Annotated in this window: 13 protein-coding genes; 7 read left to right on the top strand and 6 right to left on the bottom strand. The window is 68.7% G+C overall.

Annotated elements, in window-relative coordinates; translation table 11 throughout:
- The first annotated feature begins 26 nt into the window (after positions 1 to 26).
- The 3 genes from ACLHG5_RS13530 to rplL all read left to right on the top strand — a co-directional run bounded on the left by ACLHG5_RS13530 (position 27) and on the right by rplL (position 2,135).
- Entirely contained in the window at positions 27 to 887 is an 861-nt protein-coding gene (locus ACLHG5_RS13530) for an NAD-dependent epimerase/dehydratase family protein (RefSeq protein ID WP_411319124.1), read from the top strand.
- Between the two features lie 288 nt (positions 888 to 1,175).
- A complete protein-coding gene (rplJ, locus tag ACLHG5_RS13535; RefSeq protein ID WP_411316396.1) occupies positions 1,176 to 1,691 on the top strand; it encodes a 50S ribosomal protein L10 in 516 nt (171 codons plus the stop codon).
- Positions 1,692 to 1,751: 60 nt separating this feature from the next.
- Positions 1,752 to 2,135: a 50S ribosomal protein L7/L12 gene (rplL, locus tag ACLHG5_RS13540; protein ID WP_411316395.1), complete on the top strand. Its 384-nt coding sequence runs from the start codon at positions 1,752 to 1,754 to the stop codon at positions 2,133 to 2,135.
- Positions 2,136 to 2,632: 497 nt separating this feature from the next.
- Here rplL and ACLHG5_RS13545 read toward each other — a convergent pair whose 3' ends face one another.
- Both ACLHG5_RS13545 and ACLHG5_RS13550 read right to left on the bottom strand, forming a co-directional pair.
- On the bottom strand, positions 2,633 to 4,330 hold the full coding sequence (locus ACLHG5_RS13545; RefSeq protein ID WP_411316394.1) for a LuxR C-terminal-related transcriptional regulator: 1,698 nt from the start codon (positions 4,328 to 4,330) through the stop codon (positions 2,633 to 2,635).
- Positions 4,331 to 4,593: 263 nt separating this feature from the next.
- Positions 4,594 to 5,718, bottom strand: a complete 1,125-nt coding sequence (locus tag ACLHG5_RS13550) for a LacI family DNA-binding transcriptional regulator (protein ID WP_411319125.1) — start codon at positions 5,716 to 5,718, stop codon at positions 4,594 to 4,596.
- Positions 5,719 to 5,979: 261 nt separating this feature from the next.
- Here ACLHG5_RS13550 and ACLHG5_RS13555 point away from each other — a divergent pair, with 261 nt between their 5' ends.
- From ACLHG5_RS13555 to ACLHG5_RS13570, 4 genes are all read left to right on the top strand, one after another.
- Positions 5,980 to 7,317 (top strand): ABC transporter substrate-binding protein, encoded by a 1,338-nt coding sequence (locus ACLHG5_RS13555; RefSeq protein ID WP_411316392.1) that lies wholly within the window; start codon positions 5,980 to 5,982, stop codon positions 7,315 to 7,317.
- 146 nt (positions 7,318 to 7,463) lie between these two features.
- Positions 7,464 to 8,594: a carbohydrate ABC transporter permease gene (locus ACLHG5_RS13560; RefSeq protein WP_411316391.1), complete on the top strand. Its 1,131-nt coding sequence runs from the start codon at positions 7,464 to 7,466 to the stop codon at positions 8,592 to 8,594.
- On the top strand, positions 8,591 to 9,568 hold the full coding sequence (locus ACLHG5_RS13565; RefSeq protein WP_411316390.1) for a carbohydrate ABC transporter permease: 978 nt from the start codon (positions 8,591 to 8,593) through the stop codon (positions 9,566 to 9,568). Before ACLHG5_RS13560 ends, ACLHG5_RS13565 begins: the two co-directional genes overlap by 4 nt.
- Before the next feature lie 508 nt (positions 9,569 to 10,076).
- Positions 10,077 to 11,954, top strand: a complete 1,878-nt coding sequence (locus tag ACLHG5_RS13570) for an ABC transporter ATP-binding protein (protein ID WP_411319161.1) — start codon at positions 10,077 to 10,079, stop codon at positions 11,952 to 11,954.
- 78 nt (positions 11,955 to 12,032) lie between these two features.
- Here the strand turns inward: ACLHG5_RS13570 and ACLHG5_RS13575 are convergent, their stop codons facing one another.
- From ACLHG5_RS13575 to ACLHG5_RS13590, 4 genes are all read right to left on the bottom strand, one after another.
- A complete protein-coding gene (locus tag ACLHG5_RS13575) occupies positions 12,033 to 12,755 on the bottom strand; it encodes a DUF305 domain-containing protein (protein WP_411319126.1) in 723 nt (240 codons plus the stop codon).
- Positions 12,752 to 13,429 carry a DUF3105 domain-containing protein gene (locus ACLHG5_RS13580; protein WP_411319127.1) on the bottom strand — a complete coding sequence of 226 codons (678 nt, stop codon included), beginning with the start codon at positions 13,427 to 13,429 and terminating at the stop codon, positions 12,752 to 12,754. Before ACLHG5_RS13580 ends, ACLHG5_RS13575 begins: the two co-directional genes overlap by 4 nt.
- Before the next feature lie 77 nt (positions 13,430 to 13,506).
- On the bottom strand, positions 13,507 to 15,465 hold the full coding sequence (locus tag ACLHG5_RS13585; protein WP_411319128.1) for an HlyD family efflux transporter periplasmic adaptor subunit: 1,959 nt from the start codon (positions 15,463 to 15,465) through the stop codon (positions 13,507 to 13,509).
- Positions 15,458 to 16,375, bottom strand: a complete 918-nt coding sequence (locus tag ACLHG5_RS13590) for a hypothetical protein (protein WP_411319129.1) — start codon at positions 16,373 to 16,375, stop codon at positions 15,458 to 15,460. The genes ACLHG5_RS13585 and ACLHG5_RS13590 overlap by 8 nt, the downstream gene beginning before the upstream one ends.
- Positions 16,376 to 16,391 lie beyond the last annotated feature (16 nt).

Raw genomic sequence — 16,391 nt, forward strand, 5'->3', positions numbered from 1 at the left:
TGGACTCTCTCGAACAAGGACGTGACATGAGAATTGCTGTGACCGGAGCGAGCGGAAAGCTCGGAAGCGTTGTGACCGCCCGATTGCGCGACGACGGCCACTCCGTCATCGCCCTCGACACGACGGGCGAACGCGGCGCGGGCTTCACGCGCATCGACCTCACCGACTACGGCCAGGTTGTCGACGCCTTCTCGAGCATCGACGACAGACACGACGGTCTCGACGCCGTGGTGCACCTCGCCGCCTCGCCCGCGGGCGGGATCATGCCCGACTCCGCGACCTTCCATCACAACATCGCCGCGACCTTCAACGTCTTCCAAGCCGCCCGCCGCTCAGGGATCTCCACGATCGTCTACGCCTCGAGCGAGACCGTGCTCGGCATCCCCTTCGAGACGCCACCGCCATACATCCCTCTCGACGAGGAGTACGACACGCGCCCCGAGAGCATGTACTCCGTCGTCAAGCACCTCGAGGAGGAGCTCGCGAAGAAGCTCGTGCGCTGGGATCCGGAGCTCAGTGTCAGTGCGCTGCGGTTTTCGAACGTCATGCACGTGAGCGACTACGCGGCGTTCCCCTCCTACGACGCCGACCTCGCATCCCGCCGCTGGAACCTCTGGGGGTACATCGACGCGCGGGACGGCGCCCAGGCGGTCGTCCGAGCGCTCGAGGCACGCATCCCCGGATTCGAGGCCTACGTCATCGCGAACGCCGACACGGTCATGAGCCGGTCGAGCGCGTCGCTCGTCGACGCGGTGTTTCCCGGGGTCGAGGTGCGTCGCGAACTGGGCGAGCACGAGACACTCCTGTCGATCGACAAGGCCAGGCGGATGCTCGGGTACGAACCCGAGCACAGCTGGCGCGACCATGCCCGCCCCGGCCCCGAGTGAACGCAGTTTCCGCGAGGGGATGCCTGATCCGGCATTCCCTCGCGGAAATTGCGTACTTTGGGGTGGGTTTGCAGGGGGCCGTGCCGTGCCGTAGTCTTGCAGAAGCCAAAGACCGCCGGTTACCGGCACGCCATCGCGAGATGAGGTGCCAGTCGAAGGTTCACGAGAGTGAAGACCAGCGCAGGTGTGTGAAGTAGTCCCTCTCTGGGTTCGCTCCGTGCGCTTGCGCCGGAGCTTTTTTCATTCGCGAACCAGGGGCTACCGGCACAACGATCATCAAGGAGTGCCATGGCGAACAAGGAAGCGTCAGTCGCCGAGCTCACGGAGAAATTCCAGAGCTCGAACGCTGTCATGCTCACCGAGTATCGCGGACTCACCGTCGCCCAGCTCAAGCAGCTGCGGACGTCGATCAGTGAGCACGCAACATACGCCGTGGTGAAGAACACGCTCACCAAGATTGCGGCCAACAACGCGGGGATCACGTCGTTCGACGACGAACTCGCTGGTCCCTCCGCAATCGCTTTCGTTCACGGAGACACTGTCGCCGTGGCGAAAGCTCTGCGTGACTTCGCCAAGGCGAACCCTCTGCTCGTGATCAAGGGAGGTTACTTCGACGGTAACCCCCTCACCGCAGCAGAGGTGGGCAAGCTCGCCGATCTCGAAAGCCGGGAGGTGCTGCTGGCCAAGCTCGCCGGTGCCTTCAAGCAGTCGCTGTTCGGCGCGGCATATCTCTTCAACGCACCGCTGTCGAAAGCCGTTCGCACGGTCGACGCGTTGCGCGAGAAGCAGGAGTCCGCGAGCTGACAACCCGACAGGGTTCAGACGCGCGGTTAATCGATTACAGGAACACAAGGAGAAAACACCATGGCAAAGCTCACCACTGACGAACTGCTCGACGCATTCAAGGAGCTCACGCTCATCGAGCTCAGCGACTTCGTCAAGAAGTTCGAGGAGACCTTCGAGGTCACCGCCGCGGCCCCCGTCGCCGTCGCCGCTGCTGGCGGAGCTGCTGCTCCCGCCGAAGAGGTCGAGGAGAAGGACTCGTTCGACGTCGTGCTCGAGGCCGCCGGAGACAAGAAGATCCAGGTCATCAAGGAGGTCCGCACGCTCACGAGCCTCGGACTCGGCGAGGCCAAGGCAGTCGTCGACGGCGCGCCCAGCACCGTTCTCGAGGGCGCCAACAAGGAGACGGCCGAGAAGGCCAAGGCTCAGCTCGAGGCTGCCGGCGCGACCGTCACCCTCAAGTAGTCTGCGCCCCCACGGGGCACAGTAGCGTCACCAACAAAGCCCCCGGCCTCATGGTCGGGGGCTTTGTCGTGCGCTGCTTTGGCTAGGTGTCGCAGCGCTTGCCGGCCCTCACCCGGCGACGCTTCGGGCGGCTGTGCGGATGTGTGGGGCCGGGGGTGGCGCGGGGGGTGACGTAACCACTCGTCACACCCCGCGCCTGTATCGCCTCGACCGGGAGGGCTCGGGATCAGGGACGAGCATCTCGGTCGTTCTACGAGGTGGTCCGGCGACGGAAACCACCCCGGGTCGGGGGGAAGGTGTTGCGTCGACGGATGCGGGGGCATGCCGCCGACGCTGTGCTCGGCCGCGGCTGCGCTCGGGTAAACGCGTGCTGCCGGGTGGGCACGGTGTGACTGATCCTGTCGAGGATTCCGGTCGGCCTGGTGGCCGCTCGCGGGGATGAACCCTCGCTGTCAGTACAGCACTGTCGTGCCGAGTGCGTAAAGGCCGGGCCGGGGTTAGTCGGGGGTGATCTTGCGCACCTCGAGCGCGGGGTGGTCGCGTGTGACCTCGTCGACCGGGAGCTCGGTGCGCGGCGGATCCTCGCGTGCAGGCTCGTCGGTGCCTTTCGCGAGCCCGAGTTCGCGCACTCTCCGCACGGCCTCCTTGCGATTGGATGCCGCGAGCTTGCGGTAGATGCTCCGCACGTGGGTCTTGACGGTGTTCGTCGAGATGAACAGAGCCCCCGCGATCTGGCTCACCGTCTTGTCGTGGAGCAACTGGGCGGCGATATCGAGCTCGCGGTCGCTCAGGGGCTCGAGCGCACCGTGAGGTGTGGTGCCGGCATCCGCGCTCACGGCGTCGAGGACCGCGTGGACCCTCACGGGCTGATTGCGATCGGCCGCCCGCGAGAGCAGTCGACCGAGGGTCGCGGTCGACACGAGGAGGAACCCGGTGCGGATGCTCGTTCCCGCGGCGGAGAGGAGAGCGCGGTCGAACGCGAGGTCGCTCGCGACCGTGTCGCCGAGGTCGAGGTGTGCGGCGGCGGCGAGCACGTGCACGTCGACGACCGTCGTCGCCGAGTGGGCGTCGCCGAGGTCGAGGCACGCGGCGAGGGCGGCGAGGCACCCCTCGTAGTCCCCCGCTTTGTAGCGGATGCCCGCGACGAACCGCGCGGGGCACACCGCGTGGAGGGCGCTCGGGGTCACCGTGTCGAGGGTCGCGAGCGCGGCCCGGAATTCGCCGAGCCTCATGAGTAGCTCGCCGCGGAGCACGCGGGCGTGCGTGGCGAGGAAGGGTGCGCCCGCCCACGAGGAGAGGGCCTCGAGGGTGCGACGCACCTGGTCGAGCCCCTCGAGGTGCCCGCCCCCGATCACGGCGAGACACGCCGACGCGTAGTGCGCGAGGGGGTTCCAGTCGGTGTCGAAGGCGGCGTCGAGTGCGCGCGGAGCGAGTTCGCGGGCGACAGCGAACTCGTTGCGCTCGACGGCGACGAGAGTCTCGACGGCGAGCGCGCCCGCGCCGAACTGGCTGTCGAGCAGTCCGGAGCCCTCCGCCGTCGACCGCGCGCGATCGACGTAGGTCGATGCGGCGTCGAGGTCGCCCGCGAAGAACGCCGCGACGCTCAAGCCCGACAGGCATTCGACGACTTCCGACCGCGTGAGTGCCGTGTCGGCGAGACCGAGGGCGAGCCGCAAGACCTCGACGGCGTCGGCCCAGCGCCCCTCGTGCACGCGCGCGAGCCCGATCTGCACGGCCGCCGAGGCGTGCGCACGGATGCGGCGCGGGGGCACGCCGTCGTCACCCTCGAGGATGTCGAGGGCGGATTGGGCGGTGCGCGCGGCGGCGTCCACCCGGCCGAGGGAACGCAACGCCGCCGCGTGGTGCGTGAGGATGTCAGCGGTGTCGACCGAGGGCGCCCCGCGCTCGCGCGCCTTCGCTTCGGCCGCGCGGAACCAGGGGAGGGCGGCCGACCGGCTCGGTGAGCCCACGGAGCGATAGCTCGCCCCCATGGCCGCGAGCATCCGCGGGTCGTCTGCCCACAGCGACTCGGGGAGCTCGCTGATGATCGAGCGCACCCGCGCGCCCTGCGTGGTCGACACCGAGGTCCACCGCGACGCGATGAGTTCGGCGGCGGTGGCGACTTCGCCCGCGCGCACGAGCTGTTCAGGCGACCTCTCGAAAGGGTCGGGTTCGGGGTAGGGGGAGCGATGCACGGCAGGCCTGACTGCCGTATCGGGTTGCTCCCGGCACCGGGGGATGTCGGGAATACGGCTTTCGCGAACTTCCGCCTCGATCGCTCCGGGGGTGAGCTCGAGTGGACATCTGCAGGCGGGGATCGCGAATATCAGAGTATTGCGTCGCGGGCGAGGAGTCCACCATAATGAGGACACCCCCCACCTCGAACCCCTGTTCTCCGTACCGCGGCCCCGACTGCGTGTACCCCTGTAGTGCGCGTCTAGACAGCCTTACCCTCTGGCTAGCCGGAGAGAACCGCACCGGATCGGGTTGCTTGACCGGCGGACGCACTCTCTGGTGACGGACCGCCGGTCAGGGGCCTCACTGTCGGGGCGACACCCGCGCCGCTGCCCGTCTCGATCGGCGGCGCCGTGGTCGACCCGCGCATCGCGAGGGTCGCGGGCATGACCCTGCGGGCCGTGTCGCCCGGTTCACCGCCCGCGAGCCGGTCGAGCACGTGCTCGACGGCGAGGAGACCGTGCGCCGCGGGCTTCTGCTCGAGGGTCGTGAGGGCGAACATCTCGGCGAGGGGATGCCCGTCGATGCCCACGACCGAGAGTCTCGACGGCACGCTGATGCCGAGTTCGCGCGCGGCGACGATGACGCCGATCGCGATCTCGTCGCACGCCGCGACGATCGCGGTCGGACGCGTTGCGGGGTCGGCGAGAGCGGTGAGGGCGCCGCGGTACCCGCCCTCGATCGAGAACGGGACGAAAGCGACCGAGGCGTGGGGTCCGAGCCCGGCACTGGCCATCGCGGAGCGGAACCCGGCGAGGCGCTGCTCGTGCACGCGCACATCCATCTGCTCGATGTGCTCCCCGCCCAGGTGCAGGATGCGCGAGTGCCCGAGCCCGATGAGATGATCGGTGACGAAGCGGGATGCCGCGACGTCGTCGATGCTCAGCGTCGCGACGCCGGGGATGTCACCGCCGATGCCCACGAGCGGTTTGCGCAGCAGCCTGAGCATGCGCACCTCGTCGCTCGAGAGCTCGATGCCGATCGCGATGACGGCATCGACCCGTTTGCGCACGAGGAAGTAGTCGAAGATGCGTCGACGCTGCTCGTCGTCGCTCGTGAGGCGGTAGAGCGTGAGGTCGTAGCCCGCGCCGATGAGGGCCGCTTCGATGCCTTCGAGAACGTCGCCGAAGAACCAGCGGTTGACGTAGGGCACGACGACACCGACGTTGCGCGTGCGGCCGGTGACGAGGCTCGCGGCGTTCGAGGAGACGACATAGCCGATTTGCGAAGCCGCCGACTCGACGCGCGAACGGGTTTCTGGCGACACCGCACCGCGCCCGCTGAGTGCGCGGGATGCCGTCGACTTCGAGACTCCAGCGAGTCTGGCGACGTCGGCGATAGCGCTCACAGGGTCTCGACCTCCATTGGTTCGTGTCCTGAACCGTCAGCCTAGGCCGTGACCGAAGCGGATGGAACCGATCCCATAAGGATCGGGCGACGTGACGCAAACGTTAGGCGCCGACGCCCCGAGAGTGCTTGCCGACCGATCGGCCGTGCCGTAGCTTGAGCGGTGGAACCGGTTCCAGCGTCGAGTGCTCGACGCCGGCGGACCGCGACCGATCGACCACCCGGACCCGTGACGGGTCACAAACCTCAATGAGGAGGAGCAATGCGTTCACCCCTGCACCGCCGTTTCACAGCCCCACTGGCCATCGCCGTCGTCGGAGGGCTCGCGCTCGCCGGTTGTTCGAGCGAAGGCGGTGGCGCGTCATCCGGCCCCGGAGACTTCGGAGACGCCGACGGTGTCGTCACCGTCTACGGCACCATCATCGACACCGAGGCCGAACTGCTCGAGGAGTCGTGGGCCGACTGGGAGGCCGAGAACGACATCGAGATCCAGTACGAGGGAAGCCAGGAGTTCGAAGCTCAGATCGGCATCCGCACCCAGGGCGGCAACCCGCCCGACCTCGCGATCTTCCCCCAGCCCGGGCTCCTCGGCGACCTCGCGAGCCGCGACCTCGTTCAGCCCGCGCCCGAAGGTGTGGCGGCGAACGTCGACGAGTTCTGGTCCGAAGACTGGGCGAGCTACGGCACCGTGGGCGACACCCTCTACGGAGCGCCGCTCATGGCGAGCATCAAAGGCTTCATCTGGTACTCCCCCTCGCAGTTCGAAGAGAACGGCTGGGAGGTGCCGACGACCCTCGACGGACTCCTCGAGCTCACCGAGCAAGCGGAGTCCGACCTCGGCGCCCCGCCGTGGTGTGCAGGGTTCGGTTCCGACGCCGCGACCGGATGGCCGGGAACCGACTGGGTCGAAGACATGGTCCTGCGTCAGGCGGGCCCGGATGTCTACGACGACTGGGTGAGCCACGACGTCGAGTTCAGCGACCCGCAGATCAAGGAAGCACTCGACACGGTCGGCGAGATCCTCCTCAACCCGGATTACGTGAACGCGGGCCTCGGCGACGTGCGCTCCATCAACACGACCCCGTTCGGTGACGCCGCCCGCGTGCTCGGCACCGGCGAGTGCGCTCTCCACCACCAGGCGTCGTTCTTCGACGGCTTCATCCAGGACCCCGACAACGGCAACGCGACCGTCGGACCCGACGAAGACATCTGGGCCTTCATCACCCCGGCCGTCGAAGAGGGCAGCAACGCGGTGACCGGTGGCGGCGAGATCGTCGCGGCGTTCTCGAACGACGAAGACACCATCGCCGTGCAGGAGTACCTGTCGAGCCCCGAGTGGGCCAACAGCCGCGTCTCGCTCGGCGGAGTGATCAGCGCCAACACGGGACTCGACCCGGAGAGCGCGTCGAGCCCCATCCTCCAGGAGGCCATCGGCATCCTGCAGGACCCCGAGACGACCTTCCGATTCGATGCATCGGACCTCATGCCCGGTGCTGTCGGTTCGGCCGCGTTCTTCACGGGAATGGTCGACTGGATCAACGGTGCGTCGAGCGACGAGGTGCTCTCGGCCATCGACGCCGCGTGGCCCTCGGGCGAGTAGCGAGAGCAGTCGCCTAAACGAGTGATCCGGGGCCGGGGGAACGCGAGTTCCCCCGGCTCCCGACTCTCGAACCGGAGTGGTGCCACCATCGGAGGTGGGCGACCACCCCACCATCAGAGTCCAGCGTCGTGCTCGAAAGGCTTTTCATGTCAGATTTCCTCCAGTGGGTGACCGGGCTCCCGTCACTCGCCCAGATCCCCGTCGTGGTGATCGCGTTCCTCGCGGTCATCTCACTCCTCGTCTTCCTCATCGACATCGCGCCGCGGTCCGGGAAGCTCTACACGGGCATCCGCCTCGCGGTGTGCGTGCTCGCCCCCGCCGTGCTGTTTCTCGTGCTCGGGTCGATCGTGCTCGCCGCAGCCGTCGCCGCGGTACTCGGAGCCGTGTTCTTCTGGCTCGACTACCGGTCGAAGAAGGGGTCGGGTTACCTCTTCCAGCTCGTCGGCTTCCTCGCCCCCGCCATCCTGCTGCTGGCGATCGGGCTCATCTACCCCACCGTCAAGACGACGATCGACTCGTTCTTCTCGAGTCGCGGCAACTTCGTCGGCCTCGACAACTTCATCTGGATCTTCACGCAGCCGTCGGGCATCCGCACCGTGCTCAACACGATCGTGTGGGTTCTCGTCGCGCCGCTCGCGTCGACGATCTTCGGCCTCGCCTACGCCGTCTTCATCGACAAGTCGCGCGGCGAGAAATACTTCAAGATCCTCGTCTTCATGCCCATGGCGATCTCGTTCGTCGGGGCGTCGATCATCTGGCGTTTCGTCTACACCGCGAGGCCGGAGGGTCAAGAGCAGATCGGTCTGCTCAACCAGATCGTCGTGCTCTTCGGTGGCCAGCCCATCGCGTTCCTCTCCGAAGCTCCGTGGAACACGTTCTTTCTCATCGTCGTGCTCATCTGGGTGCAGACCGGGTTCGCGATGGTCATCCTCTCGGCGGCGATCAAGGGCGTGCCGGTCGAGCAGCTCGAAGCGGCCGAGCTCGACGGCACGAACGCGTGGCAGCGCTTCCGCAACGTGACGGTGCCCGGCATCCGATCGTCTCTCGTGGTCGTTCTCACGACGATCTCGATCGCCTCGCTCAAAGTCTTCGACATCGTGCGCACGATGACCGCGGGTGCCAATGACACGAGCGTGATCGCCAACGAGATGTACACCCAATTCACGACCTTCGAATACGGCAGGGCATCGGCGTTCGCCGTGGTGCTGTTCCTGCTCGTGCTGCCGATCGTCGTCTACAACGCACGTCAACTGAAGCTGCAGAGGGAGATCCGATGAGCGCCGCGACACCCGTCACCATTCCCGTCGACGCGCAGACCAAGCGTCGGCTCGAGCGCGGTGTCAAGGCCGACACCGCCACCGCGAGCGGGCGCACCAAGAAGCGGCTCACGAGCCGGGGCGCCACGATCGCCGCGCTCATCATCGCGCTGCTCTGGACGCTCCCGACGTTCGGTCTGTTCGTCTCCTCGTTCCGTCCCGCCGGTCTCGTGAACTCGACGGGGTGGTGGACGATCTTCCAGAACCCCGGGTTCACGTTCGACAACTACACGGCGGTTCTCGCGGCGGGCAACAGCCAGCTCAACCTCGCGGGGGCGTTCATCAACTCGCTCGCGATCACCATCCCGGCGACGATCTTTCCGCTCATCATCGCGACGCTCGCGGCCTACGCATTCGCGTGGATCGACTTCAAAGGCAAGAACTGGATCTTCATCGGGGTCTTCGCTCTGCAGATCGTGCCGCTGCAGATGGCACTCATCCCGTTGCTGAGCCTGTTCTCGCGGGGCTTGAGCGTCGGCGACTTCCAGATCTTCGCGGGGCTCGGGGCGAGCGGCGGATACGCGCAAGTGTGGATCGCCCACACGATCTTCGCGCTCCCCCTCGCGATCTTCCTTCTCCACAACTTCGTCTCGGAGATCCCGGGCGAGGTCATCGAGGCGGCGAGGGTCGACGGCGCGAGCCACGGACAGATCTTCTTCCGTATCGTGCTCCCGCTGAGCATGCCCGCTATCGCGTCGTTCGCGATCTTCCAGTTCCTGTGGGTGTGGAACGACTTGCTCGTGGCGCTCATCTTCGCCGACGGCGCGGTCGCTCCGATGACCAAACTGCTCGCCGAGATCACGGGAAGCCGGGGTCAGGACTGGAACCTCCTCACCGCGGGAGCATTCATCTCGATCCTCGTGCCGCTCATCGTGTTCTTCGCGCTGCAGCGGTACTTCGTGCGCGGACTCCTCGCGGGGTCGACGAAGGGCTGATCGCGGGGCGGCGCCGCGCGGTCGCCGCGCGCATCCGCTGGTCATTTCGGCACCCGCCGCGCAAATGTGGGCGGCGGGTGCGGATAGGGGCGGCGGATGTCGGGCGGGGCTCGTAACGCGACGGGCGGGTCGTCCGGCGTGGACGGATGCGGCGCGGGTGGTCGCTCGGCGGGTAGCCGGCGCATGCGCTCGTTGTTTCGGCACCCGCCGCGCAAATGTGGGCGGCGGGTGCCGATAAGGGCGGCGGATGTCGGGCGGGGCGCGCAAGGCGACGGGCGGGCGGTTCGGCGTGGACGGATGCGGCGCGGGTGGTCGCTCGGGGGGTAGCCGCGCGCATCCGCTGGTCGTTTTGGCATTCGCTGCCTCAATGTGGGCGGCGGGTGCCGATGGGGGCGGCGGATGTGGGTGGGGCGCGCAGCACGACGGGGGCGGGCGCGCAACGCGACGAGCGGGGCGCGCTCTCGGTGAGCGTGCGGCGCCGCCCGCATAGGGTGACGGAGTGAGTGGAATGCGAGGCGGTAGCCGCGGGGGTCGGGTGAGCGGCGGGGATGCCGCGGCGCAGCGTGAAGAGAACGCGAGTGCGCCCCGCATCCCACACCTGCTGCGCCGCATCGGGACCCTCTTCGCGCCGCACAAGCGGGCGCTCGCCCTCACGATCACCCTCGTGATCGTCGGTGCGGGACTCACGGTGCTACCCCCGCTGCTCACGCAGCGCGCCTTCGACGAGGGGCTGTTTCCGGCCGGCGGGCCCGACGTGCCGCTGCTCGCCGAACTCGTCGGGCTCATGATCGCGATCTACATCGCGAGCGCCGCCCTCGGTGTGTGGCAGACCTGGCTCACGGCGACCGTCGGCAACGCCGTGATGGGGTCGCTCAGGGTCAAACTGTTCAGCCACTTGCAGCGCATGGAGCTCGCGTTCTTCACCAAGACGAAGACGGGCGTCATCCAGTCCCGACTGCAGAACGACGTCGGCGGTGTCGCGGGCGTGCTCACCAACACCGTCTCGAGCGTGCTCGGCAACACCGTGACCGTGATCGCGGCGTTCATCTCGATGCTCGTGCTCTCGTGGCAGCTCACGCTCGTGGCCGTCGTGCTCATGCCCGTGCTCGTGATCGCGCAGCGTCGCGTCGGTCAGGTGCGCGCTCGCATCGCGACGAAGACGCAAGAGTCGCTCAGCGACATGACCGCGATCACCCAGGAGACGCTCTCGGTCTCCGGCATCCTGCTCGCCAAGAGCTTCACGCAGCAGCGCGCCGAGATCGCGCGCTACAGCGGCGAGAACGACACCCAGGTGGGCCTGCAGGTGCGGCTGCAGATGAGCGGCCAGTGGTTCTTCGCCCTCGTGCAGATCTTCCTCGCCGTGATCCCGGCGATCGTCTACCTCGTCTCGGCGTTCCTGCTCCTCGGCGACGTGCCCATCACGGCCGGCACGATCGTCGCATTCACGACGGTGCAAGCGAGACTCATGTGGCCGCTTCTCGGCCTCATGCGCGTGGCGCTCGACCTGCAGACGTCGTCGGCTCTCTTCGCGCGCATCTTCGAGTACCTCGACTTGCGGCCCGCGATCGTCGACCGGCCCGGTGCGCGCGACGTCGACGAGTCGCAGCTCGGCCGTGTGGTCTTCGACGACGTCGTGTTCACCTACCCCGACTCGGGCGACGACACGCCGCCGACGCTCAAAGGCCTGAGCTTCGACATCGAGCCCGGACAGTACGCGGCCTTCGTCGGGCCGTCGGGCGCGGGCAAGACGACGGTCTCCTACCTCATCCCTCGACTGCACGAGGTGTCGGGCGGTCGCATCCTCTATGCGGGCGACGACGTGCGCGACCTCACGCAGAACTCCCTCGTGTCGACGATCGGGATCGTGAGTCAGGAGACCTACCTGTTCCACGCGTCGATCGGCGAGAACCTGCGATACGCGAAGCCGGATGCGACCGACGCCGAGCTCGAGGCCGCCACGCGAGCCGCGAACATCCACGCGACCATCGCGTCGTTTCCCGACGGCTACGACACGGTCGTGGGCGAGCGCGGCTACCGGCTGTCTGGCGGGGAGAAGCAGCGCATCGCGATCGCGCGCGTGCTGCTCAAAGACCCCGCCGTGCTCATCCTCGACGAGGCGACGAGCGCCCTCGACTCCAACTCGGAGCGCATCGTGCAGCAGGCTCTCGACACTGCGGCGCGGGGGCGCACGACGATCGCGATCGCCCACAGGCTCTCGACGATCGTCGAGGCCGACGTGATCTTCGTTGTCGACGGCGGCCGCATCGTCGAGCGCGGAACGCACGACGAACTCGTGAGGCTCGGCGGCGTCTACGCGGGGTTGTACCGCCAGCAGGTGCCGAGCGCGCCGAGCGCGCCGAGCGCGCCGAGCGCGTCGGAAGGCTGAGGTGAGGAGCGAGACCGTCGAGCTGCGATTGCCGGGCGCGCTGGCGCGGGAGGCGGGCTCGTCGGGTCAGTCGTCGGCTCAGTCGCCGGTGTCGCCCGGGTTCCGCTCGAGAAGCTCGGTCATGTAGTCGAGCTCGCCCTGCTGCACGAACACGATGCCGCGGGCGAGGGGCAGCACGACGGGGTTGGTCGAGCGATCGAGCACGGCGTTGGCCATCTCGATACCGCCCTCGTGGTGCGCGATCATGAGCTCGAGAAAGAGGGTGTCCGCCTCGTCTCCCTCAGCTTCGGAGAGCTCGACGATCTGGTCTCGCGTCGCGAGCCCCGGCATCGGTTCGCCCGGAACGTGCTCGGCGTCGTCGGCGCCGTGATCGTGGGCGTCGCCGTCGAGGGCGGGTCGCGTCATCCAGGTCATCGACGGTTCGGGGGATGCCTGCGGCAGATCCCACGACGCCAACCAGCCGAACATCTGCCCCGCCTGCTGCGCTTGCGAGGTGGCGATGTCGTACGAGAGTGAGAGCACAGCGGGGTCGTCGCTCTCCTCGCGGATGATCATCGCCATCTCGACGGCCTGCTGGTGGTGGGTCTGCATGTCGCGCGCGAAGCCGGCTTCGGCACTCGTCGTCGTGGGGGTCGCGGCGCCACCCGCGGTCAGGCGACCGATCGCGAGACCGCCCGCGAGCAGGAGAGAGCCGGCGATGACGGCGGCGAGAACGCGGCGACCGCGGCCCGACGACGCGGCCGGGCGGGTGTCGTCGGCGGGTCCGGGGTCGACCGCGACGGGAGCTGTCGGGTCGGTCACGCGATCCGACCGGGCGCGTCGACGCCCTGGACACACGCCGCACCGGGCTCGGGGGCGTCGGGCGACTGCCAGAACTCGTCGATGAAGTCGTCCATGCGCGGGTCGTCGACACCGTCGAGTTCGAGTTGCGCACCCCACGCCGAGATGACCACGGGGGAGGGGAGGCCGTCGAACGGCGAGAGCACGGAGTAGGTCTCGGGGACCGCCTCGCGGAGGGCCTCGATGTCGCCGGTGCTGAGGGCATCCGCATCGTAGGTGACCCACACGGCACCGTGCTCGAGGGAGTGCACGGCGTTCTCGTTCGGAACCGGCTGCTCGTAGATGCCGCAGTTGAGCCACGCGGCGTTGTGGTCACCGCCGGCCGGAGGGGTCTGGGCGTAGTCGACCGTGCCGTCGACGTGGGTGGCGGTGAGGTCGTCGAACGTCTGCACGCCCGCGATCGGTTCGTCGGGACGCCCGCTCGTGACGACGGAGGTGATCACGAGGCCGAGCACGGCGACCGCCGCGACGGCACCGACCGTGATGCCGATCGTGCGGTTGCGCTTCTCTTTGGCCTGCTGCTTCTTGAGCGCGGCGACCTTCTCGGCCCGCCGTGCTTCGCGTTGCTGCTTGACGGTGAGGTCTTTGCGGGCAGACGGCGGGACGGGCGTTGAATCGTTATCGCGAGAAGCCACGGAGAGAGGTCCTGTTCGAAAGACGGAAAGAATTCGGTTGCCATACTGCCCTATTCGGCTGAGGCCGTTCTGAGCGGTCACCCCGCGGGAGTGCCGCCGCCCGTGCCCGCCCGGCCCGCGCCCGTGCCTCCTGTGCCTGTGCCCCCGAGGCCGGAGAAGGAACCCGCGTCGCCGTCGCTCGCCTCTCCCGACTCGATCGGGGCGTCGAGGTCGGCGAGCACGACGGTGTCGCCCGCGGCGATGCCGTCGACGATCTCGACGGTGTCGGTGCCCTCGGCCCCCGTTTCGACCTCGACGGATTCGACGACGTCGCCGTCGAAGACGTCGACCGTGGTCGACGACCCCGAGGTGTGCACCGCGGATGTCGGGACCGTCACGGCGTCATCCACGGTCTCGACCGCGACGACGGCGGATGCGCTCGCGCCGTTCAGGAGGGTGCCCGCGTCGGCAGGCTCGAGGGCGAGGGTCACCTCGTAGCTCGTGGTGCTCGCATCCGTCGAGACATCGGAGAGACCGATCGCAGAGACCGTGCCGGGGAGGTCGGTTCCGGAACTCGCGAGCGAGACATCCGCGGTCTGGCCGACCTCGAGGCGGTCGATGTTCGCGAGCGTGACGGTCGACTCGACAACGTATCCGGTGTCGCCGAGGATCTTGACGACCGCGTCGGTCGAACCCGCGCTCACGGAATCCCCCTCGGCGAGGGAAACCGCGGCGACCGTTCCCGCGATCGGGCTCGTGAGGGTCGCGAGCGCGAGGTCCGCGGTCGCGAGGGCCAGTTCCGCTTCGAGAGCGTCGACGGCGGCGCGGTCGGCGAGGATCGTCTCCGCCGATGCGGCCGTCGTCGAGCCGCCAGTCGTCGAGCCGCCGGTTGTGGCGTCGTTCGACTCCGTGCCGGGGTCGTCGAGGGTGACGACGGATGTCGCGAGGGTCGCGGTGGCGGTGGTGTTCGTGGTGGTGGCAGTCGCGCTAGCGGACGTTGCATCGAGACCCCCGCTCGCGCCCATCGCCTCGTCGGCGTAGGCCGCGAGGAGCGCGGTCACCGCGTCGTCGAGGGAGGCCGCGAGGTCGGGGATCGCGTTCTGGGCATCGTCGACCTCGTGTTGACCCGCGAGCACGAGTTCGATGGCGGACTGACACTCGGCGAGGGCGCCTTGCGCGGCGATGAGGGCTGCATCGGCGCCGTCGTCGCCGGGCGCCTCGTCTGCGGCCCCACCCCCTTCGGCCCCGTCGCCCGTGTCGTCGCCGGCGTCTTCTTCCGGCTCGAGGGTCGCGTCGAGAAAGGCGGAGCACGTCGAATCGCTCGAGACGATCGTCTGCTCCGTCGTCGCGAGTGCTGTTGCGGCCTCGTCGACCGCAGCGAGGAGGGCATCCTGCGCCGCGGTGACGGCGGCGGTCGCCTCGGTCACTACCGCGGAGGGTTCGGCAGACGTATCCGAGGCCTCGGGTTGCTGAGGCTCTGACTCCTCCGGTTGCTCGGGTTCAGGGCTGGCGGGGGTGCTCGGGTCGGCCGGGGTGCTGGAGCTCGCCTGGCCGGTCGTGCCCGTGTCGCCGCTCGAGGTGTTCGACACCGTTCCGGTCTGCGACGCGAGGTCGTCGGCGAGGGTCTGCTCCGCGGCCGCGAGAGCGGACTCCGCGCTGGCGACCGCGGCGTCGAGACCCTCGGGGTCGATCGTCGCGAGGGTGTCTCCGGCAGCCACGGTGTCTCCGACCGCGACGTCGACACTCGCGACGGTGCCGTCGACGCCGAACGACTCATCGGCCAGGTCGGCCGAGGCGACGGTTCCCATGAGAGCGAGCGACTCGCTGACCGATCCGATGGCGGCGTCGGCGGTGCGGTAGTTGCCCGCCGAGTCGGAACCGAGGGCGAGGGCCACGCCACCGCCCGCGGCGAGCAGCACTCCGGTCACGGTCGCGATCGCGACGATGCGGGAACGCGTCCGCCCGGCGGTGGCCCGCTGCCTCGCTGACCGCGGTTCGAGAGGTGCAGCGGGCGGGGGAGAGGTCTCGTCGCCACCGACGGGGGTCGCGTCACTCATCGCCCGCCTCGTTCTCGCTCGAGCCGTTCTCGCTGAAGCCGGGTGCACCGGGCATGTCTCCCGGGGTGCCGCCCATCGGGGCGCGACCGGTGCCCAGTGAGCATCCGTTCTCCGTCGGGTCCGACACCGTCATGCTCACCGCCGCGAGACCGCCGGAGTCGTCGGACTCGCCTTGCGCGGCCACGCACTGGCCCACGACGAGGGCCGAGGCATCTGTCGACACGGTGACGGTGAACGCCGTGCTGTCGTCGACGCCGATGCGCGCCGAGGCGACTCCGCCGTCGGCGTCCGTCGTCTCGACGGTGATGAGTCCCGCTTCGGTCGCCGTGACGAGCCCCGACGTGGGGCCGCCCACGCCGGAAGCGCCCGGGGGGCTCTCCTGGCCCTCCGGAGGTTCTTGGCCTTCGGGGGCGTCGCCACCGAACCCGCCGCCGAACCCACCCGCGCCGAAGCCGCACTCGCCGTCGGTCGCGGCGGTGATCGCGATCGTGCCGAACGCGGCGGTGTCGGCAGCGGCCGTGTCGCCGTCATCCGCTCCGTCGTCGCCCGACCTCTCGGCTCCGGGCTCCCCGGCAGGGAGGGCCGTCACGCACGACCCGACGGTGACATCGTCGAGCGACCCGTCGGTCGTCGCCGTGATGTCGGTGTCGTCGGTGTAGGCCACGGCCGTCTGCGACTCGGTGTCTTGCACCTGAAGGACACCGTCGGATGCCGCCGCGATCTCGCCCGAGATGCCTCCCCGGTCGCTCGAGTCGGGGAGCGTCTCGGGCGAGGTGTCTGCGCCGTCGGGGGATGTCGCGGCTGCCGCGCACGACGAGAGCGCGAGCATGCCTGCGACCGCGAGCGTGATCGCGACGGAACGCCGTCGCGTGCGGTGACGAAGGGTATTCGAGGTGAGGCTGAGGGTCATGGTGTGCTCCTGGTGA

The organism is Marisediminicola sp. LYQ85, from assembly GCF_046600695.1.
GTDB lineage: Bacteria > Actinomycetota > Actinomycetes > Actinomycetales > Microbacteriaceae > Marisediminicola.

Bases quoted from the DNA above. Each gene is read 5' to 3' on its own strand.
- ACLHG5_RS13530 (WP_411319124.1), top strand. From the start codon at position 27: ATGAGAATTGCTGTGACCGGAGCGAGCGGAAAGCTCGGAAGCGTTGTG.
- rplJ (WP_411316396.1), top strand. From the start codon at position 1,176: ATGGCGAACAAGGAAGCGTCAGTCGCCGAGCTCACGGAGAAATTCCAG.
- rplL (WP_411316395.1), top strand. From the start codon at position 1,752: ATGGCAAAGCTCACCACTGACGAACTGCTCGACGCATTCAAGGAGCTC.
- ACLHG5_RS13555 (WP_411316392.1), top strand. From the start codon at position 5,980: ATGCGTTCACCCCTGCACCGCCGTTTCACAGCCCCACTGGCCATCGCC.
- ACLHG5_RS13560 (WP_411316391.1), top strand. From the start codon at position 7,464: ATGTCAGATTTCCTCCAGTGGGTGACCGGGCTCCCGTCACTCGCCCAG.
- ACLHG5_RS13565 (WP_411316390.1), top strand. From the start codon at position 8,591: ATGAGCGCCGCGACACCCGTCACCATTCCCGTCGACGCGCAGACCAAG.
- ACLHG5_RS13570 (WP_411319161.1), top strand. From the start codon at position 10,077: ATGCGAGGCGGTAGCCGCGGGGGTCGGGTGAGCGGCGGGGATGCCGCG.
- ACLHG5_RS13585 (WP_411319128.1), bottom strand. From the start codon at position 15,465: ATGAGTGACGCGACCCCCGTCGGTGGCGACGAGACCTCTCCCCCGCCC.
- ACLHG5_RS13590 (WP_411319129.1), bottom strand. From the start codon at position 16,375: ATGACCCTCAGCCTCACCTCGAATACCCTTCGTCACCGCACGCGACGG.